This window comes from Microbulbifer sp. ABH2_005 (assembly GCF_056160005.1).
Genome location: NZ_JBSWWI010000002.1, coordinates 40664 through 63075, shown reverse-complemented (window position 1 = coordinate 63075; position 22412 = coordinate 40664). Strand labels below are relative to the sequence as shown.

General features: G+C 52.7%; 16 protein-coding genes. 5 read left to right on the top strand and 11 right to left on the bottom strand.

Going from position 1 to position 22412, the window contains the following annotated elements; all coding sequences use genetic code 11:
• Nucleotides 1–333 precede the first annotated feature (333 nt).
• Complete coding sequence (locus tag ACXAFI_RS17780; RefSeq protein WP_475109878.1) at nt 334–2127, top strand: hypothetical protein; 1794 nt, start codon at nt 334–336, stop codon at nt 2125–2127.
• A 60-nt stretch (nt 2128–2187) separates the two neighbouring features.
• On the opposite strand, the gene ACXAFI_RS17775 is transcribed toward ACXAFI_RS17780, so the two are convergent.
• Nucleotides 2188–2868: a phosphoadenosine phosphosulfate reductase domain-containing protein gene (locus tag ACXAFI_RS17775; RefSeq protein WP_444920569.1), complete on the bottom strand. Its 681-nt coding sequence runs from the start codon at nt 2866–2868 to the stop codon at nt 2188–2190.
• Nucleotides 2869–3004: 136 nt separating this feature from the next.
• Entirely contained in the window at nt 3005–3448 is a 444-nt protein-coding gene (locus tag ACXAFI_RS17770; RefSeq protein WP_444920570.1) for a GNAT family N-acetyltransferase, read from the bottom strand.
• A gap of 229 nt (nt 3449–3677) precedes the next feature.
• Here ACXAFI_RS17770 and ACXAFI_RS17765 point away from each other — a divergent pair, with 229 nt between their 5' ends.
• On the top strand, nt 3678–5846 hold the full coding sequence (locus tag ACXAFI_RS17765) for a TonB-dependent receptor family protein (protein WP_475109877.1): 2169 nt from the start codon (nt 3678–3680) through the stop codon (nt 5844–5846).
• A 76-nt stretch (nt 5847–5922) separates the two neighbouring features.
• Here ACXAFI_RS17765 and ACXAFI_RS17760 read toward each other — a convergent pair whose 3' ends face one another.
• A complete protein-coding gene (locus ACXAFI_RS17760; protein ID WP_475109876.1) occupies nt 5923–7110 on the bottom strand; it encodes a class I SAM-dependent rRNA methyltransferase in 1188 nt (395 codons plus the stop codon).
• A gap of 378 nt (nt 7111–7488) precedes the next feature.
• On the opposite strand from ACXAFI_RS17760, the gene ACXAFI_RS17755 reads away from it, so the two are divergent.
• Nucleotides 7489–8475: a GlxA family transcriptional regulator gene (locus ACXAFI_RS17755; RefSeq protein ID WP_475109875.1), complete on the top strand. Its 987-nt coding sequence runs from the start codon at nt 7489–7491 to the stop codon at nt 8473–8475.
• 270 nt (nt 8476–8745) lie between these two features.
• Nucleotides 8746–10020 (top strand): serine hydrolase domain-containing protein, encoded by a 1275-nt coding sequence (locus tag ACXAFI_RS17750; RefSeq protein ID WP_475109874.1) that lies wholly within the window; start codon nt 8746–8748, stop codon nt 10018–10020.
• Between the two features lie 77 nt (nt 10021–10097).
• Here the strand turns inward: ACXAFI_RS17750 and ACXAFI_RS17745 are convergent, their stop codons facing one another.
• The 4 genes from ACXAFI_RS17745 to glyQ form a co-directional block, all read right to left on the bottom strand.
• Nucleotides 10098–13079: a S8 family serine peptidase gene (locus tag ACXAFI_RS17745; protein WP_475109873.1), complete on the bottom strand. Its 2982-nt coding sequence runs from the start codon at nt 13077–13079 to the stop codon at nt 10098–10100.
• Between the two features lie 356 nt (nt 13080–13435).
• Nucleotides 13436–13987, bottom strand: a complete 552-nt coding sequence (gene gmhB / locus ACXAFI_RS17740; RefSeq protein WP_444920576.1) for a D-glycero-beta-D-manno-heptose 1,7-bisphosphate 7-phosphatase — start codon at nt 13985–13987, stop codon at nt 13436–13438.
• Nucleotides 13988–14041: 54 nt separating this feature from the next.
• The gene (glyS, locus tag ACXAFI_RS17735; RefSeq protein ID WP_475109872.1) at nt 14042–16123 is read right to left on the bottom strand and encodes a glycine--tRNA ligase subunit beta; all 2082 of its coding nucleotides are present in this window, start codon (nt 16121–16123) and stop codon (nt 14042–14044) included.
• The gene (gene glyQ / locus ACXAFI_RS17730; protein WP_152450306.1) at nt 16123–17079 is read right to left on the bottom strand and encodes a glycine--tRNA ligase subunit alpha; all 957 of its coding nucleotides are present in this window, start codon (nt 17077–17079) and stop codon (nt 16123–16125) included. Before glyQ ends, glyS begins: the two co-directional genes overlap by 1 nt.
• A gap of 157 nt (nt 17080–17236) precedes the next feature.
• On the opposite strand from glyQ, the gene ACXAFI_RS17725 reads away from it, so the two are divergent.
• On the top strand, nt 17237–18124 hold the full coding sequence (locus ACXAFI_RS17725) for a lysophospholipid acyltransferase family protein (RefSeq protein WP_444920578.1): 888 nt from the start codon (nt 17237–17239) through the stop codon (nt 18122–18124).
• 55 nt (nt 18125–18179) lie between these two features.
• Here the strand turns inward: ACXAFI_RS17725 and ACXAFI_RS17720 are convergent, their stop codons facing one another.
• The 4 genes from ACXAFI_RS17720 to ACXAFI_RS17705 form a co-directional block, all read right to left on the bottom strand.
• Complete coding sequence (locus ACXAFI_RS17720; RefSeq protein WP_475109871.1) at nt 18180–19367, bottom strand: ABC transporter permease; 1188 nt, start codon at nt 19365–19367, stop codon at nt 18180–18182.
• A gap of 67 nt (nt 19368–19434) precedes the next feature.
• Nucleotides 19435–20595, bottom strand: a complete 1161-nt coding sequence (locus tag ACXAFI_RS17715; RefSeq protein ID WP_475109870.1) for an ABC transporter permease — start codon at nt 20593–20595, stop codon at nt 19435–19437.
• Nucleotides 20592–21287, bottom strand: a complete 696-nt coding sequence (locus ACXAFI_RS17710) for an ABC transporter ATP-binding protein (protein ID WP_152450314.1) — start codon at nt 21285–21287, stop codon at nt 20592–20594. The genes ACXAFI_RS17715 and ACXAFI_RS17710 overlap by 4 nt, the downstream gene beginning before the upstream one ends.
• Nucleotides 21288–21335: 48 nt before the next feature.
• Complete coding sequence (locus tag ACXAFI_RS17705; protein WP_475109869.1) at nt 21336–22367, bottom strand: efflux RND transporter periplasmic adaptor subunit; 1032 nt, start codon at nt 22365–22367, stop codon at nt 21336–21338.
• Nucleotides 22368–22412 lie beyond the last annotated feature (45 nt).

Here is a 22412-nt window from a genome sequence, read left to right as displayed (position 1 = left end):
TGTAACATGCAATGAATGCACAGTATGACTCTCAATGGATATACGTTTACCTCACGGAAATAAGGGGCTACTTGATTTTTTATTCACTGACATGGGAAGGGAGCGTCTGTGTAAGAAATATACGGCACTTAAGTTTATATTCTGCTACAGCTAAGGTGACTTGCCGCATAATTCATTGTAGTCTTTATGAATAGCTGAATACTACTAGATTGACTTTGAATTATGCAAAAGTTTCCTAACTATGGAAAATTTAACTTTAAAAATAAATAGCAGTATTTCTACCTATAAACATCTGTTCGGATAAAAATACAATTAAAATGGTCAAGAGAAAAAATGGAAAGGTTAGGGAAATATTTCCATCAAAATTTATATCTTTCAGTTGCTATTTTTGTGGGAATATTGCTTTTTGGTTGTAATAGTAACAGTACCAGAAAATTAATTAATTCTAATTGGTCTCAAATAGAGACAGAACACTTCCGCATAGTGACTAATGATGAACCGAAGGAAGTTAAAAACTTAGCAGAGGACCTTGAGCGCTTTCGAATTTTTACTCAAAACTATCTAAAATTTAAACCCGATCACCAAAAACTTACAATATATGCCCTGGCAGACCGGAATAGTTTTGCTCGCATGAGTAGTGTCAAAGACTCTCGAAGAACGGTCGGCTTATTTCGAAATACCATCTACGGAAGCTTTGCATTATTAAATTTAAATGGGAATCGATATCTTCCAGGGGACCCAGCAAGACAGATACTTTTCCACGAATATATACATTTTCTCATTTATAGTGGAAGTCAGAATAATTACCCATATTGGTTTAGTGAGGGAGTTGCTGAGGTATTTTCGACAGTTAGTTTTGGCAAAGATAATAGTGTTAATTTTGGAAAAATACCTGAGAGTCGTGAAATTAGCCTAACGCGTTTCGATGAAATGCCCTTGGAACTATTGCTTACAGCGGACCGTAGATCTCTTGGCGATTGGGGTACCGAGACGTTATATGCCAGCGGCTGGATGCTTACCCATTGGCTTCTATTTGATGTCAATCGCAACAAGGCACTAGGCCAATACCTACAAGCTTATAACGATGGAGCCGACTCGGTTGCTGCCTTACTCAAAGCCCTCGGCATGACATTTGAGGAGCTGGACTCTCATTATAGAGAACTTACACAGCAGGAGTTTAATTATTTTGAAGGTGAGCTCTCAGAAGGTGATTTCAACATAGATTTATCGATACAGCAGCTTGGAAGACAGGATGCGATAACAGAAGTTGCCCATTTTATGGCCGTTACTGGACAGGGGGTAAAACCGCTGACTCAGTTTTTAACTTATGCTGAGAGCAAGGAAGTAGCTAGTCCTGCAATGGATGCTGTTTTAGCGATAGCTCAAGGGAGGGAGGAGAACTATTCTAGAGCGCGACAAATACTGGATTCGATACCGACAAAGTATCATGAGGAAACTTGGTTTATTGAGGCTAGTACTGAGATAGCCTTTTTACAAGCCCTCACTCCGGAAGAAGGTCCTACTCCTAAACAGCTAAAAGATATTCGCGATGGATATGTTGAGCTCGTCAATAGAAACGATCAGGTCCCTTCTTATTGGTATAAGTTGGCTATTACTATGCAAGTAATGGGTTATCCACGTCGGATGTATCAGGAAATGCTTGAGCAGGCCTATCTCCGTGCACCTCGGGAAATTGATATTGCTTGGTGGTATGCCCAAGAGCTTTACCTTAGCCGCGATCAAGAGTTATTTCCTCTAGTTGCCCGCCCGTTACTTATGCAAGTAACCAATGTAGAGTCGAGAAATCACTTAAAGTCCATGATGAAAGAAATACAGGAACTCGATGAAGTGGTAACAGAGTTTCACCCACCTGGAAATGGATTGAGCGGACTACTCTCAGAGTATCGCAATTTGTCGGGCAATAAAGCTTTGGCGATGGCTGTAGATTATAAAGGCGCTTATGCCACAGGTATTATAGAGGAGAGTGCCAGTCAGGCTCAGGCAAACGATGAAGCTCTAAAAATTTGTGAAGAGAGTAGAGTTCAATATCAGGTGCGTGACCGCTGTGAACTTTATGCGGAGGGTAATAGGATTATTGATGCAGTTCAGAGTAACGGAGAACACTGAGGGTTTGCATCGGTCTGAGCTTGCGGATCAGGAAAAACAGTACGGGGCCTTATGTCCGTACTATTTTTCCAGTAATAACCCACACTCGCGATGTTCTTCACCCTTGGTCGGGTCGAAATACACATCATTATCGGGCAGTTCGTTTTCGTAAACGTACTCCTCTACATCGATCTCCTTCAGGTGGAACATTGGCGCTACTCGAATGGTGCCGTGATTCCCCTGGGTAAAAATATCCAGGTTTTTGCGATGGGCATTCTGATCGTGGCGAATGCCGTTGAGCCATACATCTGGCTTCAGTTCCTGCATGGCGCGGTTAAACGGCTCCAGCTTCACTGTACGCGAGAAAAAGTCGTGCTCGGGAGTATCCAGGGCCGGAATACCACCGTAGACGGCGTTGTAGTGGGCCGCAGACATCTTTGGAGAATAGGTGCGCAGATTGAGGTTCAGCCGCTCCACCACATTTTCTATGTGACGGTAGGTTTCCGGGGTGTTGTAGCCGTGATCCACCCAGATAACTGGAATATCCGGCTTGGCCCTGGTCACCAGGTGCAGGAAAGCCACAGCGAGGGGGCGGAAATTGGTAAAGACCACCGGATTCTGGGCTTTATCCATGGTGAACTGCATGATTTCGCTGGGTTTAGCCGCAGCGAAAGTCTGATTCATGGATGCCAAGTCAGCATCGTGATGAAAGAAGCGGTCGCTCGAGGACTGCAGGGTATGACTGGAAGCGTTCTGTCCCATAAAAATCAGCGCGTAGGAAAACTAGGATGAAAGGCATGCTACCCGGATAGTTTGTCGCGTAGAAACAATAAAAAGGAGTGAATCAATAAGTTTCGGTTATAAGTAGTGGTTTTCCCCCCTGTGAGTAAGATATGGCTCAAGGCGGGGTCCCTTTGCACGACATCAAAATCTGATGTTGTCCGTACTCAGCGTTGTAACCGCGACGGGTTTCTACAAACCCATGCTTTTGCAGGAAATACCGCGTGCGCAGATTTTCACGATATACCTGAGCCTGGAGCTGCTTGCGTCCGACGGCCACAGCCTTAAGCAAGCTAGCGCCAATTCCACAACCGGTAAAAAGGGGACTAACACACAAGTGGGCGATCTTGTCAGTGTCCACCAGGGTAATAAAAGCCTCGGCGACAGCGCTGTGGCGGCCGGTAAACACCAGGCATTGGTTGGATCGGCGGCAGTCTCTGCGGAATTCACCACGTCGCTGCAACCAGAACTGACGAGGCAGTGATGGGTGTGAATGTGTCACCGCATGTAGCCAGAGTTGTTCCAGCCTATCCAACTCTTTGAGCTCTGCCTTTCGAATCATGGGCATTCCCAAAGTAGATACATGAGCCCAATGCTAGTCAGCTCGAAGAGTAGATCCTAGGAAACATACTGCTCTTAGGATAGAAACTAATATTTGAGAGGTTTATTCCTCGTAAAGGCGCCAAAAAACAAAAAAATGTTCTGTGATATCCCCCTGTCGCGAGTGGTAAAATAGAATCATTCTTATTAATAAAAACAATTACAAATTACATAGATTCATTGGAGGGTTCATGAAGAGATTTTTCCTGTCGCCAATGGCTATTGCCCTGGCGGCTGCCACGGCAGTTCCTAGTCACGCTGATGAGCGTTTGGAAAGCGTATCCGTTATTGGTAATTCCGACTCCATCTCCAAGCTGCCGGGCTCCGCGCATCTGGTAGATGCCGAAGAACTGGCAGAATTCGAGTTTGTAGATATCAACCGCATGATGCGCTCGGTTCCGGGGGTCTACATCCTGGAAGAGGATGGCTACGGCCTGCGTCCGAATATTGGTATTCGTGGTGCCCAGGGAGGGCGTTCTGCCAAAATTTCCCTGATGGAAGATGGTGTATTGGTGGCTCCGGCCCCTTACTCGGCGCCGGAAGCGTATTATTTCCCAAGTGCCGGCCGCATGGATGCTATTGAAGTACTAAAAGGCCCAGTTGCCTTGCAATACGGCCCGTTTACCGTGGGTGGTGCGGTAAATATGTTGAGCACACCTATTCCCACTTCCAGCCAGGGGATGGTGCAGCTGGAGGCCGGTGAATACGGTGAGACCCGCCTGCACGCTCACTACGGCAGCAGTACAGAAACTACCGGCTGGCTGCTGGAGACCCAGCAACAGTATGCCGACGGTTTCCGCGAAATTGATCGCGCTGGCAGCGCGGATATCGCTAAAGAAGACTACCTGCTGAAAGGTCGCCTTAATTCCGATGCGGATGCGACCTATCGCCAGCAGTTGGATATCAAGCTGCAGTACTCCGAAGAGGAGTCAGGCATGAGTTATCTGGGCCTGACGGATGCTGACTTTAAGAGAGATCCAAACCGTCGCTACGGTATCAGCGCCCTGGATGAAATGCAGAATCGCCACAGCACTATCCAGCTGAACCACAGCATCGAGTTGAGTAACAACTTTACTCTGCATACCCAGGCTTACTACAACAAGTTTAAGCGCGACTGGTTCAAGGTCAGCGAGGGTGACTTGATAGATGCTGTTAATAACGGTGGCAGTGTTGACGGAGTTCTAGACCCACAGGCGGTATTGGATGGCACTGAGGATTACACCTTCGGTGTTAAGCACAACAACCGTGAGTACGAGGCCAAGGGCCTGCAGATCAGTGCCGATTGGCAATTTAACACTGGTACCGTTGCTCATGAATTAACATTTGGTTTACGTCAACATCAGGATGAAGTCGATAGATATCAGCCCGTAGAAGTTTTTAATCAGACCGATGGCCAGCTGGTATACGAACGCGTTGAGCTGCCGAGCTCAAGCAATAACCGAATCGAAGAAGCTGAGGCAACTTCGTTCTTTATCTACGACGATATCCAGCTGAACGACAAACTGACCCTCACCGCTGTTCTTCGCTACGAGGATATAGAGACCGAACAGCAGCGCTATAACGACGCCGAGCGTACCGAGAAGGACAATTACCGCTCCAATCAGGTGGATGAGTGGCTGCCAGGCTTGGGGCTTGTTTACCAGGCTAGCGAACAGTGGAGCCTGCTGGCAGGTGTGCACCGTGGCTTCGCCCCTCCCGGTGCAGGTGCAGCCGATGGCCAGGGCCCGGAGTTATCCACAAATTATGAATGGGGCGCTCGCTTCGATAACGGCAGCCTGAATGCGGAGTTAATCGCCTTCTACAGTGACTATGAGAATGCTTTGCAAAACTGTTCGGTGGCGGTGAAATGCCCCAATGGTGCCGAGAGTGGTACCTACCAGTTGGGTGAAGCAGAAATCAAAGGGCTGGAAGCGACCTTTGGAAGTGAGTGGGCACTCGCAAACGGTTGGGTATTGCCGGTTCGTGCAACCTACACCTTTACTGACGCAGAAATCAGTGAAGACAGTGACGGTGAAGAGCTGCTTGCTGGCGATAATCTCGAATATCTGCCGGAAAATGTTTTTGCCGTATCTGCCGGCCTCGACAGCGGTGCCGCCTGGCGTTTAAACCTGACCGCAGCTTACCAGGATGAGATGTGTGTACACACCGGTTGCAACCGGGGGAATACCGATAAACTCGATTACACAGAGTCCCTGTGGGTTGTGGATGCCGCTGCGCACTACGATTTCAGCACAGACCTGACCGGCTACCTGAAAGTGGATAACCTGTTTGATGAGCAGGTGATAATCAGCCGCAGTCCCGATGGTGCTCGCGCCAACCGGCCGCGCACCGCCACACTGGGTATGAAATACGTTTTCTAATCCCACAGAGTGACAGAGCAGTCAATTAGGAACCCCGGCCTTTGCCGGGGTTTCTTTTAGAGCGAATAAATGCCCGCTACCAGCGGCTGCCGCCCAGATGGGCAAAGTGGGCCTTGAGGTAGTTGGTCTCAGGAATTGCTGGATGAATGGGATGGTCCGCGCCCTGGCCACCGCTGGCGAGTATTGAAGCTCTACGGCCCAATCGGTGTGCCGCACCGCGTACACAGTCGAGCAGTTCATCCGATTGTAAGTGCATAGAGCAGGAAGCACTTACTAACAAGCCATCCTCCGACAGTAAACGCATAGCCAGTTCGTTAATGTGGCGGTAAGCGGCGAGGCCGGCCTTGTGATCCTTGCGCCTTTTGATAAATGCGGGGGGGTCGAGCACTATGACATCGAACTTCTCGCCCTCGGCCACCATGGTCTTCAGAACCTCTAGCGCCTTACCTTGCACGGTATCCAGTCTGTCGGCAAAACCGTTGTGCTGTGCATTCAATTGGCACCAGTCCAGGGCTTGCTGCGAGGCATCTACGCACACCGCGTGGGAGGCACCGTTGGCCAGAGTCTGGATTCCCCAGCCGCCGGCATAGGAGAAGAGGTCCAACACGCGCTTCCCTTGTACCCAGCGGTTTAACAGGCGACGGTTTTCGCGGTGATCGTAGAACCAACCGGTTTTTTGCCCCTGGTGGACCGGCGCCAAAAGCGGAACGCCATTTTCTTCAAAGGGCACTAGTTCGGGCACTTCTCCGTAAACAATCTGGTTAACGAGTGGCATATCCTCAACCGCGCGGCCCTGGTGATCATTGCGCAGCAGAATTCCCTTGGGTTGAGTCAGCTCGATTAACTTATCCACAACCACCTGTTGGTAGCGATCCATGCCCCAGTTGCTGACCTGTACCACTAGGTGATCGTTAAAGCGATCAACTACCAGCCCCGGTAGGGCATCGGAGTCTCCGTAAACCATACGGTAGCTGGGGTGGTCGAAGTAGCGTTGCCGCTGTAGCAATGCAGTTTGCAAGCGCTCACTAATGTCGTCTTCGGAAAAATTGTCCTTGCGGCTCACTAGGCGGGCGCAGATCAATTGGCTGGGGTTGACCCAGGCAGTGCCCAGAAGTTTGCCCTGACTATCGAGAACCTGGCACTGGCTCCCCGCTTCCAAGCCTTTCAGCGGGGAGCGCTTGGTGTCCACCTCATTGCTGTATATCCACAGGTGGCCGCGCTTTAAACGGCGCTCTGCGCCGCGATTTAATATTAATTCCGCCAATTGGGGTCTCCGTAAGCTGGGGGATTCGCGGAGGCAATTGTGCTCGGCTCGATGGATAGGTCAAGGATTTCGAGCCTTTGTGGATAAACGTGCTCGATGTGAAGTGATCAAAGGGCAAAGTGCGGTAAAAGTGTGAATAACTAGCTTAAAGATCACCCTGTGGATAAACACCGGGAGCGCAGACATCCTATTAAGCAGAGCAGAACGAAAGGTGTGTGAGTGCTCACAAACAAAGTGTGGCCTCGCTAATGAATCTAGTCACAACCTCTGCAGGACTAAGGGTATTTAGCAGAAATGGTTGGTAAAGTGCGAATTAATCGGCAGAATTTACCGCCAAGATCAAATTTTGCCTAGTTGGCGTTGTGGAAAACTCTATCAATGAAATTGACCCAGGACCAGTCTATTCAAATTGCCATGTTTATCTATCCGGGCGCTTCCAGCTTGGATGTGACTGGGCCACTGGAGGTTTTTGCACTGGCTAATCATCTTCTCCGCGAGGAGGGGCGTTATCCCTCTGACTTTTACAAAATCCAGTTGTTGGCTGAAGAATCCGGGCTGGTACAGATGGGCACCGGTGTAAAGCTGTATGCGGATTGCGGATATCGTGAGGCGAAAGATATCCACACTCTATTGATGAGCGGTGGGCCGCCTGGAAGTTATAAGGACCTCTACGCCGAACCAGACATCCTCGGTTGGCTGTGCGACCAAAAACAGGTGGTTACAAGGATGGGCTCTATATGTAATGGTGCTTTGATTTTGGCTAAAGCAGGGGTGCTGGCAGGTCATAAAGCAACTACCCATTGGGCAAATGTGGATGAGCTACGGCAGTTTGCCGGTATTGAGGTAGACCCTGATGCTATTTATGTGTGCGATGATCATATTTATACCTCGGCCGGTATTACCGCGGGCATTGATCTTGCTCTGGCGTTAGTCGAGGAGGATCACGGGCGTAGTTTGGCACTGGCAATCGCCAAACTAATGGTGCTCTACCTCAAGCGGGATGGCGGACAGCGGCAATACAGCAGCCACTTGATGAATCAGCAACAGAGTGATCGCTTTGCCAGACTTGTGGAGTGGATTTACCAAAACTTGGATCAGTCTCTCACAGTAGAAAAATTGGCTCAGGAATCTGCGATGAGCCCACGCAATTTTTCCCGCTGTTTTCTCAAGGAGCTGGGAGTGACCCCGGCGCGCTTTGTCGAGAATATCCGTGTGGAAAAAGCCTGCCAATTGTTGTCTGAGCAATCCCTGTCTCAGGAAAAAATAGCCTGCCTATGTGGCTTTCAATCCCAGGAGCAATTGAGACGCACGTTTCGCAGACATAAAGGCATACTTCCCAGTGAATTCCGCCGGCGTTTTCATTAAAAAATTACTGGCCTTTTAATAATTTTTGAAGGATTTCTTTTTCAAAGAAAAAAGATGAAAAGTTACAGTATTTGAAAGGTATTTTTAGATTGCTTTAGCAGTGCAATGTCAGAATTCGTCGTAAGTGTGTCTCTTTTTCCAAAAGCTGCAGCGTAATAATCCTAGGTCCAAAATTTTTGGGTACGTGATAACGGTTAACTCGTGTAGACATGGCTTAGAGTCTTAGAGTCTTAGAGGCTTAGGGAACTAGGAACTTAAGAGATAGATTAAATGAAAAATAAAAAATTTGTGCTGGGTATCTTTGCCCTGCTGTCTTGTATTGGCTATTTATTGTGGCCGGTTTATCAATTTTATGCCTGGTCTCTGGATGCGTTACCACTCAGCCCATTTGGTTGGCAGGCGCTGGCCACCGAGGCACCATCGACACAAAAGCTATACCAAAAAGAGCTGCAACCGGCAGCAGATCAATCACTTAAAGCCATTGAAACGCATCGCCAGGAGATTGGTTCTCCAGCAATCTCTGCGGCAGTTTCGGCTTGTGGCGAGCTTGTCTGGGCTGGTGCATCTGGATGGGCAGACCTGGAAAAGCAAATTCCTGTTACCACTGAAACACGTTTTCGTATTGGTAGTACTTCCAAGGCTCTGACTGGAACAGCTCTCGCGCGTTTGGTACAGAAGGGGAGTATTGATCTTGATAAATCAATAACCAACTATTTGGAAGCATTACCCAATCAAGAGTGGACAGCGATCACCCCGCGCCAGTTGGCCTCCCATATGTCGGGCTTACCACATTATAAGAAGAATTCTGATTGGCTGGGTTTGTATAAAACACTGGCACTGGACAGTCATTACGACAGTATGTATCAGGCTCTGGAAATTTTTGACAGTAGTGAATTGTTGTTCCAGCCAGGCTCAAGTTTTTATTACAGCACCTTGGGAACTGTTCTTCTAGGCGCAGTTCTGGCAGGTGCAGAGCAAAAAAGCTATTTGAATGTGATGGAAGACGAAGTATTTATTCCTGCCGGAATGAAAAATACTGAGGTCTCTCCATTAAATGGCAATATGGAAAGAAATATTGCCCGTTTCTATAAGAGTAATGGGTTAAGCGGCGACGAACTTCGCCTACGTGAATGGCGACCGGTGGATTTAAGTCATCGTCTGCCGGGTGGTGGTTTTATTTCAACACCTACGGATCTGGTAAAGCTGGGTGCACACTATCTCGACGACAATTTTTTAGCTGCTGAAACCCGAGAAGCTTTTTGGACACCGCAAAAGCTTGCCAATGGAGAAGTGAACGAGCAGCACTATGCGTTGGGTTGGCGGTACCGTGAACAAGAAATTCCGTCTTTGGGAATTGTGCGCCATGCTAATCATGGTGGCGTCAGCCGCGGCAGTCAAAGTTGGTTGATGGTAATACCGGATCACAACTTGTCAGTGGCCCTAAATATCAATCGTAAAACAAAAATCTTTTGGGACTTTGGTCGTATCTCTATGGATATTGCTGAAGCTTTTATTCGACAGCAGGATAAATTAGGTTGTAAATAAAAAACCGGCCGAGACATTAGTCTCGGCCGGTTCCTAAAAACTCCCCCCGTCTGCCAATCGGTGGAGGGAATGGCTCTCTACTGGGTATTCACCATAATCTCGGTTTCGCTAAATACAGCCTCACCATTACCGTGGCTGAGAATCCCCAGGGCACGAGTACCGGGAGTGAGACCTATCCACTCCAGGTCGATAGTGCCACTGCTGTTTATATGCGCCTGAGACGGAGTGGTGAGCTGAGTATTGCCGCTGTTCCCGCTCAGGTTGAAGTTAAACAGAGTGAATGGGGTGGGGCCCTCTGCAGAGGCGTAATCCACCACATACACAGCGTATTGGCCGGCAGTGGGATTGCGCAGATCAACAGACTCGGCAGAGGTTGGTGAGCCGCTGGTGCCCACTTCTGGAAAGTCGGGGCCGGGTCCGTAGACTTGCAAATCCAGGTCGTCGCTGCCACTACCATCGCCCACATCCGCATCGAACAGGGCTACCCGGGCAAGCTCTGTACCCTCCGGAATATCGAAGAAAATCAGCTGGTTTTCTCCATCCTCAACGCTACCGGGGAAAGGTACGCCTTCCGCCAAGCCGTTGATATCCACCTGATAGTTGCCGTTATAACCAAACTGCACGGGCAGGTTTACGGTGCCATCGCTGCCATCCGCGCTGACCTTCTGAACCGTGGATAGCGGAACCGGGCGCACGGCGATGGGACTGCGTACTTCCTGGCGTAAACCAACGGATTTCCAGCTCAGCTCGCCAAATACCCACTCGTTCATGGCCGCTTCCTCGGTAACCGTAAAAGTGACCTCAAACTCGGCACTATCTCCCTCTCTAAGGCGCAGGGTTCTGGGGTTAACACTGACTTCGACCCCTTCGGGTGCCTCTACAGAAGCCCAATACCATCTCTGGCCGCGGCCGACGCTGGTGACACGGCGCTTGATGGTTTGCGTGCCCACCAATTCCCCGACGCCGATTGATGGCAGGTTGAGATTACTGGAATCCAGGGAATAGCCAGCGGAAACCAGTCCCTCACAGGTGGAAGTTTCCAGAATCTGGGGCTGATTTTCCGCACCACAGAGGAAGGCCAGATAGTCGTTGATACCGGCGTCATAGACCAGACCGGGATCGAAAGCGGCAGCGGGTACTATGGCGCCTGCGCCAATATCGAAGGGGTCAGCGGCTTCGGGTCCGAAGGACTTTTGCAGGTCGGTGCGCGCCGTGCTCATCAGCGCAGATTTGGCCATTGCCGGGCTCCAGTCCGGATGGGCCTGTTTTAACAGAGCCATAATACCGGCGACATGGGGGCTCGCCATGGAGGTGCCATTTTTGGCGGCGAACAGGCTGCCACCACTCAGCACTGGCGAGGTACCGGCGAGAATACCTACGCCCGGTGCCGCCACATCCGGTTTGATAATATCCGGCGCGCCCACGTTATGGCCGCGGGAGGAAAAGCTGGCGATGCGGTCTTCGCGGGATATCTTCAGCTCTGGATCGAGAGTACCCGTGACCTCGGCACTTTCAACCAGCATGGCACCATCGGTATGGCGAATCATCACACCGGGGATGGTGGTGTTGGGCGCCGACATAACGATCGGGTCCATACGGTCCACGGCGGTGCCGTCGTTGTATACGACAATGGCCACTGCGCCTGCATCTGCGGCATTGTTGTATTTAGTACTGAAGGAGCAACCTCCACGCTTCACCAGGGCGATTTTGCCTTCTACCGCCTCAGCATTAGTCAGTGCGGAGCAGGCTTCCAGGGGGGCACCCACAACAACTGGTGCCGATAGCAGACCCGCATCTTCCATCGTTACCGGGCCGTTGCCTTCACGGGCATCGTAGGTGCCCACAACTGCCTCAGGGGCATCCACCTGCAGGGCCGTGCCGAAGCTCTGGTCGTCCTCGGCGGCCCCCACTGCGGTAATCCAGGGGACACCGGAAGGCGTGCCCATTGTTTGTGGGCCTGGGCCATTGTTGCCGGCAGAAGTGGCAACAAAAACGCCCGCATCGGCGGCAAACAGGAAGGCGATTTCATCAGCACCGGTAAAAACGGTACTGGAGCCGCCCACCGAGAAGTTGATGACATCCACACCGTCGGCCACGGCTTCGTCAATGGCCGCCATGGAGTCTGCCGAGGAGCAGCCGCTATCGTCCGGGTCTGGGGCATCCCAGCATACCTTATAGGCCGCGATACGGGCGCGCGGCGCCATACCGGTTAGAGTTTCGCCATCCGGGGTGACTACACCGTAGTTGCCAGCGGCAGTGGTGGCAGTGTGGGTGCCGTGTCCATCTGCATCCCGTGCGGACAGAAACTCGTAATCCGCCAGAGTCTTGTTGGAGAGGAAGGCGTCAGAGAAAGACTTGGCCTTGATCAGCTTGTTGTTACAGGTAAAGGCGGCGTCACCGGGGTTAAAGTCTGTGTTGCCGAATTCACAGCCCTCACCGATAAAGGATTCAGGCACCGGACCATAGGAAATATGGGCTCCACGATTACCCTGCCGCGGCGTTGGTATATCCATCAGGCTCGGGTGTTCCGGGTGGATACCCGAGTCGATGACACCCACCACCACATCCTCCCCGGTGATACCCCAGAGCCAGGGGCTGGGTGTATTCGTCAGGCCGAGGAAATCTGCAGTGGAGTCGGTGTGCATCTTCAGCAGGCGGTCTTCCCAGACGCCTTTCACATCTTTATGGCTGCGCAGTGCTTCGGCTTCCTTTTCACTCATAACCGCGGCAAAGCCATTAAAGGCCGCTTTGTATTCGTGCACTTTGCGTGCGCCGGGCACGGCAGAGAGCACCTGCTGGCGACGTGTTTTGAGGAAATCGGAGTAGTGGCGATAGCTGCTGCTGCGGGGGTCAGCTTTACGGCGTACGTTGGATTTAGCGCTGGAGAGGCCCGCGACTGTGCCGCTGTAGGCGGAAAGTGGTTCGCCATCGAGCTGTACGATATAGACCTTTTTATTCTTTTGGATTTCGGGGGTGAGAGTGTCTGCCACCGTGGCTGCGAAACTACTGCTTGAGCACAGCAGGCCCGCAATAAGCGAGGCAATTATTTTTCGTTTCATTGAGTTGTCCCATTTTTTTATTTTTACAGGCGGGTAGAAGTGGGAGAGAAAGTGCGCTGTTTATCCATTGTCACTGACACCCAACACGCCATCCTTGGTTTGGCAGAACACGCTTTCACTGGGATAAAGCCGTCCGACCTGTCACTCGCTTTTAAAGTAATGTGTCGCAGGACTCAATGAACTGGCGCCATAGTCATTGTTTTGTACTATTTTTGCTAACTGGCGAGAAAGAAAAAAAGGTAAGTCACAAATGCGAGGTGGTGCTGTAGCGGAGAGGGTTCCTGATGATGTTTTTCACAGGCCCTTGGAAAAAACCCGTTAAATCTAGAAGGCTGGAAAGGGGAGGATCAGTGGGCTCAGTGGCCCACTAGAAATTGGCTGAAACCAGCTAAGTCTTCAAACACAGCGGTTTCCGCCAGACGCGGATCGGGGCTCTCGACCAGCTGCTGCAGAGTCTCAGTGCCCGCACCGGTTTTAACCAGTACCGGCTTGCACCCTTTCACCAACGCCAGCTGTAGATCGGCCAGTTTATCGCCAAGCAGATAACAGCCGTGCAGGCTGGTGTCGAATTCCGCCTCGATAGCATCGAGCAGGCCGGCCTGGGGCTTGCGACAGCGGCAGTTGTCCTCGGGCCCATGGGGGCAATAGAAAATCGCAGCAATTTCTCCGCCCGCATCTTCTACCAGGGAACGCATTTTGGCGTGTATCGCCTCCAAGTCATCCAGGTCAAACTGGCCCAGGGCCAGGCCGCTCTGGTTGGTGGCTATCACCAGTTGGTGGCCGGCCTGACTGAGTGCAGCCAGTGCCTCGATGCTGCCGGGCAGGGGCTGCCACTCCTCTGCGGATTTCACGAACTGGTCGGGGTTTTGGTTGATGACCCCATCGCGGCCGAGAAGAATTATTGCCATGTGGATTCGCCTGTGTCGCTGAACCGGGGCGCAGAGCCCCGGTTCAAGTAGCCATTACTTGGCGGGAACCAACAGGGAGATGTCGGCAACTTCGAGGAACAGTGCGCGCAGCTGGGCCAGTAGGGCCAGGCGGTTGTTGCGCAGTTGCTCGTCGTCGCTCATCACCATCACATGGTCGAAGAAGTTATCCACGGTTTCGCGCAGTCCCGCCAGACCGGCGAGGCCTTCGGCGAAGAGCGCATCGCTATACAGAGGCTCGACTTCTGTGCGGGCAACCTGTACTGCGGCGAACAGAGCCTTTTCAGCCTCTTCCAGCAACAGAGTTTCATCGACACTGTTGGGTACAGCACTGTCTAACTTGGCGAGGATATTGGAAACGCGCTTGTTGGCGGCGGCCAAAGCACCGGACTCCGGCAGCTGGCTAAAGGCGTTCACCGCGTGTACGCGATTATCGATATCCAGCGGGCGCGACAGCTTGCGCGCGGCAACTGACATAAATACTTCGGTGGCGATACCCTGGTCCTCGTACCGGGCGCGGAAGCGGTCCAGTACGTATTGCAGAGTTTGCTCTACCACCTTGTCGTATTCGCCCAGGGCGGTGCGCGGGTAGTTGTCGCGGGCCAGTTCCAGCAATTCGCGCAGGTCTAGGTCGAGACGCTTCTCTACCAGAATGCGGATGATGCCCAGGCTGGCACGGCGCAGGGCGAAAGGATCGCGGGAGCCGCTGGGGGGCTGGCCGATACCGAAGATACCCACCAAAGTATCCAGGCGGTCTGCCAGGGCGATAGTGGTACCCGTATCGCTGGCAGGCAGTTCGTCACCGGCAAACTTGGGCATGTACTGCTCGTACATGGCCTTGGCCACGTCCAGCGGCTCACCGTCGTTTTCGGCGTAGTAGTAACCGGCGATGCCCTGCATATCGGCAAACTCGAACACCATCTCGGTAACCAGATCTGACTTGCACAGGCGGCCGGCGCGCTCGGCCCAGTCGCCGTTACTGCCAGTTTTCTCGGCAATGGTGCGCGCCAGGGCAGCTACCCGCTCGGTCTTGTCGTAGACACTGCCCAGGTGCTGTTGGAAAACGATTTGGCGCAGCTTTTCACGGCGCGATTCCAGGCTGGCCTTTTTGTCGGTCTCAAAGAAGAAGGCAGCATCCGCCAGGCGCGGACGGATTACCCGCTCGTTGCCGTGGATAACCTGGGCGGCATCCTGGCTCTCGATATTGGATACGGTAATAAAGAACGGCAATAGCTGGCCGTCTTCATCGACGACGTGGAAATATTTCTGGTGCTCCTTCATGGAGGAGATCAGGGCCTCAGCGGGCACCTCCAGGAAGCGCTCTTCGAAGCGGCCGGTGAGGGCGACAGGCCACTCCACCAGTGCAGTCACTTCGTCGAGCAGGTCGTCGTCGATGACCGCTTCACCATTGACGTTATTGGCTTCAGCAATAACTTGAGCGCGAATGGCTTCGCGACGTTCGGCGAAATCTGCCATGACGTAGCCGGGTTCGCGCAGAACCTGTGCATAGTCGTGGGCGGAGTGGATTTCCAGTTCGCGATTGCAGTGGAAGCGGTGACCACGGCTGGTTTTACCGGCTTTTAAGCCGAGTACTTCGCCATCCACCACCTTATTGCCGAACAGCATGACCAGCCAATGCACAGGGCGCACGAATTCTTCACGGCGCGCCCCCCAGCGCATGCGCTTGGGGATAGGTAGCTGAGCCAGGGCTTTCTCGACGATGTCTGCCAACAGGGATTCGGTTTCAGCGCCTTTTTGTTCGCTGATAAACGCCAGGCGCTCGCCTTTGTCGGTTTCCTTGCGTCCCAATTCTTCAACGGTTACACCGTTGCTGCGGGCGAAACCTTCCGCGGCTTTACTGGGCTTGCCCTCTTTGTCGAAGGCGGCTTTAACGGCCGGGCCCAGTTTTTCAATTTGTTTGTCCTGCTGCTTGTCGGCCAAGCCGAACACAGCGACTGCCAGGCGGCGCGGGGCGGCGTAAAATTTTACTTCGCCAAAAGATAACTCAGCGCCTTTGAGGCCTTGGCTAATGCCATCGGCGAAGGCGTTCATTAATTTGTGCAACGCCTTGGGTGGCAGCTCTTCGGTACCCAGCTCTACCAGAAAATCCTGAGCCATTACTGCTTCTCCTCTTGCTCGATGTTTTCCGCCAGAATATCCGCTCGCAGTGCCTCATCTGCCAGGGGGAAACCTAAGGCGCGGCGCGCATCGTAGTAGGCCTGAGCCACGGCACGGGCCAGGGTGCGAACACGCAGGATATAACGCTGGCGCTCGGTCACCGAGATGGCGTGGCGCGCGTCTAACAGGTTGAAGGCGTGGGAGGCTTTCATGACCTGCTCGTAAGCGGGTAGTGGCAGGCCCAGTTCGATCAAACGCGTGCTCTCGCGCTCGCAGTGATCGAAGGTGGCGAATAGGAATTCCACATCGGCGTGTTCAAAGTTGTAGTGGGACATTTCCACTTCGTTCTGGTGGAAAACGTCGCCGTAGGTGACGGGGCTGCCGTCCGGGTTGCGGGTCCAGACCAGGTCGTAGATGGACTCAACCCCTTGCAGGTACATGGCGATGCGCTCGAGACCATAGGTGATCTCGCCGGTAACCGGGTAGCACTCGAGGCCTCCCACCTGCTGGAAATAGGTAAATTGGGTGACTTCCATACCATTCAGCCAAACTTCCCAGCCGAGGCCCCAGGCGCCCAGGGTTGGGGATTCCCAGTTGTCTTCTACGAAGCGGATATCGTGGATAGCCGGGTCTACGCCCATGGCGCGCAAGCTGTCGAGGTACAATTCCTGGATATTGTCCGGGGACGGCTTCATCACTACCTGGTATTGGTAGTAGTGCTGCAGGCGGTTGGGGTTTTCGCCGTAGCGGCCATCGGTGGGGCGGCGACAGGGCTGCACATAGGCCGCGTTCCAGTTTTCCGGGCCTATGGCGCGCAGGAAGGTGGCTGGATGAAAGGTGCCGGCGCCCACTTCCATATCCAGAGGCTGTAGAATGACGCACCCTTGGCGCGCCCAATAATCCTGCAGGGCAAAAATAAGTCCCTGGAAGGTACTGAGATCGTATTGCTTGGACACCGCTATCTCCGGATCAGTATCTGCTGTGGGCAAAGGGACGCAATTATAGCGGCAGCGGCTCCTGTGCTTAAAGCGCTATAGCCGCGTCAAGAGGTTTCAATGGCCATACTTGGGCAACACGGCCACTTTTAAGTGGCTTTTGTATAGGAAGTAGTGAGTGGATATTAAGGGGCGCCTTGCTGTTGGGGCACTGAAAATGATCGGTAAATTGCCGCTGCACTGGTCGCGGCGAGTGGGTTGGTTTGCCGGCAAAATGGCAGTGTGGACGCGTTCCGAGGGCCTGCGTCTGAGCCGAATCAATCTCAAGCTTTGCTATCCGGCGATGGACCCCAAGCAGCGCGAAAAGCTGGCAAGGGAGAGTGTGATCAACACGGCCATGGCCGGTTTTGAGATGGCCTCACTGTGGAATACGCCCTGGGCCAAAAATGAAAATGCCATTGTCCGGGTGCGCAACCAGCAGTTGCTCAATGCCGGCGAGGCGGAAGGGCGCGGTACCATCGTGTTGATGCCACATACCGGCAACTGGGAAATATTTGGACTGTACGTGGGCACCTTGGCCCCCTGTGCTGTGCTTTACCAGCCACCCAAAATCGAAGCCTTGGACCCGGTGATTCGCAGTGGGCGTGAAGTGACCGGCGGCAAGATGGTACCCACCAATGTGCACGGCGTGCGGTCGCTGCTCAAATCTCTGAAGGCCGGTAATTTAGCCCTGATTCTGCCCGACCAGGAACCGGATATGGGCGGTGACTTCGCCCCATTTTTTGGACGCCCGGCACTGACTATGACCCTGGTGCACAATCTGATACAGCGCACCAACTGCCATGTGGTTTTTGGATTTGGCAAGCGTGTAGAGGGCGGCTTTGAGCTGGTATTTGTCCCTGCGGAAAAAGCGATTTACAGCGAAGAGCAAAAAGTATCCCTGGCGGCGATGAACCGCGGTGTGGAAGCCTGTATTGCCCAGGCGCCGGAGCAGTATCAGTGGGAGTACAAGCGCTTCCGCCGCCAGCCGGAGGGCAAGAGCAAAATCTACCGCAAAAAAAAATAGGGGCCTGAAGGGCCCCTTTCTCTATCGGTAACAAGAATAGGCAGCGAGGCGAGCTTTATGCCGCGTGGCGAAATGCCACGATTACCGGCATGCGCGCGGCGCGCCAGGCGGGGAAAAAGCCACTGAGAAAGCCGATCACTAGCGCCAATATGGCGCCCTGCAGGAAAAGGTCCGGGGACATCTCAAAACTAAATACCACCTGGGTAAAACTACCGCCCAGTGTCGAAGTATTCAGGCCGTCGAAGAACAGGTAGGCAGCCAGGGAACCCAAAAGGCCACCGGCCACAGCCAGCACCATGGCCTCGGCGATGGTGCCGCAGAAGGCGGAGAAATTGCTAAAGCCGAGGGCGCGCAGGGTGGCAATTTCCTTGGCGCGGTCCGCCACTGAGGTGTACATGGTATTGAGCGCGCCGGCCAGGGCACCGAGGGCCATCACCGCACTGATGATCCAGCCAAAGGTGGCGATATATTGCAGTTGTTTGCCCTGGCTGGCGAAATACTCCCGCTCGGTCTGGGCGTCGAGATTCAGGCGCGGTTCCCGCGCAATGGTTTCCTTAACCGATGCCAGACCGCCGTTATTGTCCAGTTGCAGGCGAATCGACTGGTAACTGCTGCCGCGATTGTAATGGCTCTGGATGGTTTTGATATCTGCCCACAGCTCACTCTCGAAAATATTGCCCCCTGTGGAAAAAACCCCGACCACTTTCCACAGGTTTTTGCCAAAGCGCACCTCGCTGCCAATATCAAAACCACTGAACTCTCGCAGAACCCCCTCACCGACAATCATTTCATTGGTTCCTGGGACAAACATACGGCCTTCCGTTAAGCGCATATTGGTGCGCATGGCCATGCCGGTTTCGTTGAGGCCGCGCAGGGGGATATTGGCCTCGGTGCCGCTGGACCTTTTGATGCCATCCACAATGACATACAGTTCCGGCGAAACCAGTGGGCCATTGGCATCGCGGGCGACTCCCGCGGACTCGCTAACCAGGTTGACCTGGTCCTGCAGGATCACCGAGTTGAGTTCGGTGGAGGAACCCTCGCGCATCAGGATGGCGATCTGGCTGGAGCCGGCACCGCGCATGGTTTCCTCGAAGCCTTTGGCCATGGCGAGAAAAGCCAGCAGAATCGCCACCACCACCGCCGAGGCCAGTACCATCGCCAGGGACATCCACAGGCGCCGGCGCAGGCTGCCCAAGTTCATTAAGGTCACTGAAATTATTTGTGCAATTAGAGAGCCCATTGGCTTTCCTCCGGTTGGGCTTTATCAATCGGGCGCTTTCTGTAGTGAGAAGCTCGATACAATGTATTTAAGGCTGACGATTAAATGCCGAGACAATATTCAGCCGCAGCGCGTTAAAGGCCGGTAGCAGACCGGTAATAATTCCCAGCAACAACATAAAAAACAGTGCCTGCAGGGCGATGTCGCCATCGAGAATCAAGTTGGGCAGGAAACGGGCGAGGAAGGTTTTGACCCCTTCAACTAAAAGCCAGGCCGCGGCGAGTCCAGAGAGACCGCCGATAAAGGCGATTAACAGGGATTCCGAAAGCACCATGCGGAAAATACGCGTGCTGGAAAATCCTAACGTCTTGAGCACCGCGATCTCTCCGGTACGCTCGCGAATCGCCAGGGCCATGGTGTTGCCGACCACAATCAGAATGGTGAAAAACGCGGTAAAAACCACCGAGAAAATAATCAGGCCGATATTGCCGATTTGCTCGATAAAGGCTTTATTGAAGGATTTTTCCGTGCTGGTATCCGTTTCACTTTGCGAGTTGGCAAAACTGTCGTCGATAGTTTTTGCCACTTTTTCATTGAGAGAGGGATCGTCTGTGGTGAGTGCCATCCAGCCTATCCAGTCATTGCCGAATGTCTGGGTTTCCATAAAATATTTGTAGTGAAATAACATCTGGCGGGTATCATACTGCTCGGTATCCCCTTTAAAAATACCGGAAACGACAAACTCCCAGGTGTAACCACCGTCTTTGTGAGTAAAAATATTCGAGGAAATGGGAATTCTATCCCCCACTTTCCACCCATAAATCTGCGCGAGTTTTTCACCCACCAGCGCGCCTTGGCGATTGTTAAACCAAGCCTGTTTTTGCTCTTCCGGAATCACTATTTCTTCGTAAACGCGCAGATAGGATTCTGGGTCCACCGCCAGCGATACAATTTGCCGGCTCTGCTCCTGGAAATAACCCCCAAACCAATTCAGGTGGGTGACGTCTTTTACCCCTTCCACCGCAGCGACTTTTTGGAAATAAGAGATGGGCAGTGATTGGGTAAAATTGATTCGGTTAAAAACCACCAAACGGTTATCAGCAGATAATTCCACACTGGAATTGAGAGCGGTTTTTAAACTGGTAACAGCGCCAAAAATTAAAAAGGCGATGAAAATGGCGAAACAAGTGAGAAATAACCGCAGAGGTTTCCTCGTCATGTTTTTATAAATTAAATAGAGATCGTTCATGCCACAATTTCCCTCTGCACAAATTGCCCCTTATCGAGATGCAGGGTGCGCTTGGCGTATTTGGCCGCGGCCGGATCATGGGTGACCATGACGATGGTCTTACCGTGATCGCGGTTGAGTAATTGCAGCATTTCCAGGATTTCATCGGCGGTGGCGCGATCCAGGTCACCGGTAGGCTCATCACACAGAATGAGTTTTGGATCGGAAACAATCGCGCGGGCGATGGCCACCCGCTGCTGCTGGCCGCCGGACATTTCACTGGACATATGTTTGGCGCGATCGCTCAGGCCCACCAGGGCGAGGGCGGTTTCCACATTTTTTCGGCGTTGCGTCTTGGACAGTTTGGTAAGCAGTAGCGGGAGTTCCACATTGCGCTGTGCGTTGAGCATCGGCATCAGATTGTAGAACTGAAAAATAAATCCAATATTCTGCGCGCGCCAACGGGTCAGAGCGCTCTCACTGAGGGAGTCTATACGGGTGCCATCAAACCAAATTTCCCCACTGGTGGGCTGATCGACCCCACCGAGCATATTCAACAGGGTGGTTTTACCGGAGCCGGATGGTCCCATAATGGCGACAAAATCTCCGCGCTCAATACTCATATTGAGGTCGTCAAAAATAGAGATTTTCTCTTTACCTTTGACAAAACTCTTACCGACACTATTTAACTGAAACAACACATCTTCAGACATCTGCAATTTCCTTTTTTAAATGAATATTTAGAGCCGTAGTCTGTGCCGTTAAAGCGCCACTTCCTCCGCGGCAAGAAAGCCAACCTTCACCCCCATATCCGGCAGGATACGGGAGTCCTTTTGATCGATGCCGATACGTACGCGCACTGTCGCCTTGGCGCGATCGGCGGTCGGAATAATCGCCACTACCGTGGCGGGAATATCCCACTCGGGATAGGCGTCTAAGTTCGCATTGACCTTTTGCCCGGTGGAGATGCGGCCGATAAAGGCCTCGTTAACATCCACCTCAATCTCCAGGGAGTCCATGTCTACGATGGTACAGATACCTGTGCGGGTGAAACCGCCACCGGCGGAGCTGGGGGCGACAATTTCTCCGGGCTGGGCATTTTTTTGCGTGACGATCCCGCCAAAGGGGGCGCGAATGGTGTGATCTTCCAGGCGTTCACGCTGCCGCTCGGCTTCCAGCTTAGCCACCTCGATATTTGCCCGGGCGCTGTTTAAGTCCGCCCTCAAACCTTCGACTGTGGCCTCACTCTGGGTCAATTGCGCTTTGCTGGAATAATTTTTTTCGCGCAATCCGGCGAAACGCCGATATTGGCGCTCGGCCTCTTTTAATTTGGCGAGAATGCTGGCTTCCTGGGCCTGCAGTACCTGAATCTGCGCGCGGGCAAATGCCAGGCTGACGCGCGCCTTGACGTCGTCGAGACGAGCTAGTACCTGGCCTTCCTGTACCTGCATACCCTCCTCGACATCCACACTGCTGATCAGCCCCATCACTTCCGCAGACACCGTGGCCATGCGTCGTGCGGTGATATATCCGGAAGCATTCAATACCGTTTCCAGGCGCGCGCTGCTGGTAGGTACAGATGCGGTAGTGTGTGTGCTGGCAGAGGCTGGGATTGGGCCTGCGGGTGGATCTTCGGCCAAGAGGGAGGCGCCAAAAAAACCAACCAGCAGGCCGGCGACTGCGCCGCTGGAAGCCGCCAACAGGGTTTTTCGGGACGATGAAGGTAAATCATCGGGCGCTGTATCCCGGTCAATTTTCAGTTGACCAAGCAGCTCACTGGTGTTTCTGCTCATACAACCCTGTTCTTATTCATTACTTCCTGTAAAGAACAACTGTGG

Coding starts and splice junctions, on each gene's coding strand:
- ACXAFI_RS17780 (WP_475109878.1), top strand. CDS start 334: ATGGAAAGGTTAGGGAAATATTTCCATCAAAATTTATATCTTTCAGTT.
- ACXAFI_RS17775 (WP_444920569.1), bottom strand. CDS start 2,868: ATGGGACAGAACGCTTCCAGTCATACCCTGCAGTCCTCGAGCGACCGC.
- ACXAFI_RS17770 (WP_444920570.1), bottom strand. CDS start 3,448: ATGATTCGAAAGGCAGAGCTCAAAGAGTTGGATAGGCTGGAACAACTC.
- ACXAFI_RS17765 (WP_475109877.1), top strand. CDS start 3,678: ATGAAGAGATTTTTCCTGTCGCCAATGGCTATTGCCCTGGCGGCTGCC.
- ACXAFI_RS17755 (WP_475109875.1), top strand. CDS start 7,489: ATGAAATTGACCCAGGACCAGTCTATTCAAATTGCCATGTTTATCTAT.
- ACXAFI_RS17750 (WP_475109874.1), top strand. CDS start 8,746: ATGAAAAATAAAAAATTTGTGCTGGGTATCTTTGCCCTGCTGTCTTGT.
- ACXAFI_RS17745 (WP_475109873.1), bottom strand. CDS start 13,079: ATGAAACGAAAAATAATTGCCTCGCTTATTGCGGGCCTGCTGTGCTCA.
- gmhB (WP_444920576.1), bottom strand. CDS start 13,987: ATGGCAATAATTCTTCTCGGCCGCGATGGGGTCATCAACCAAAACCCC.
- glyS (WP_475109872.1), bottom strand. CDS start 16,123: ATGGCTCAGGATTTTCTGGTAGAGCTGGGTACCGAAGAGCTGCCACCC.
- ACXAFI_RS17720 (WP_475109871.1), bottom strand. CDS start 19,367: ATGGGCTCTCTAATTGCACAAATAATTTCAGTGACCTTAATGAACTTG.
- ACXAFI_RS17715 (WP_475109870.1), bottom strand. CDS start 20,595: ATGAACGATCTCTATTTAATTTATAAAAACATGACGAGGAAACCTCTG.
- ACXAFI_RS17710 (WP_152450314.1), bottom strand. CDS start 21,287: ATGTCTGAAGATGTGTTGTTTCAGTTAAATAGTGTCGGTAAGAGTTTT.
- ACXAFI_RS17705 (WP_475109869.1), bottom strand. CDS start 22,367: ATGAGCAGAAACACCAGTGAGCTGCTTGGTCAACTGAAAATTGACCGG.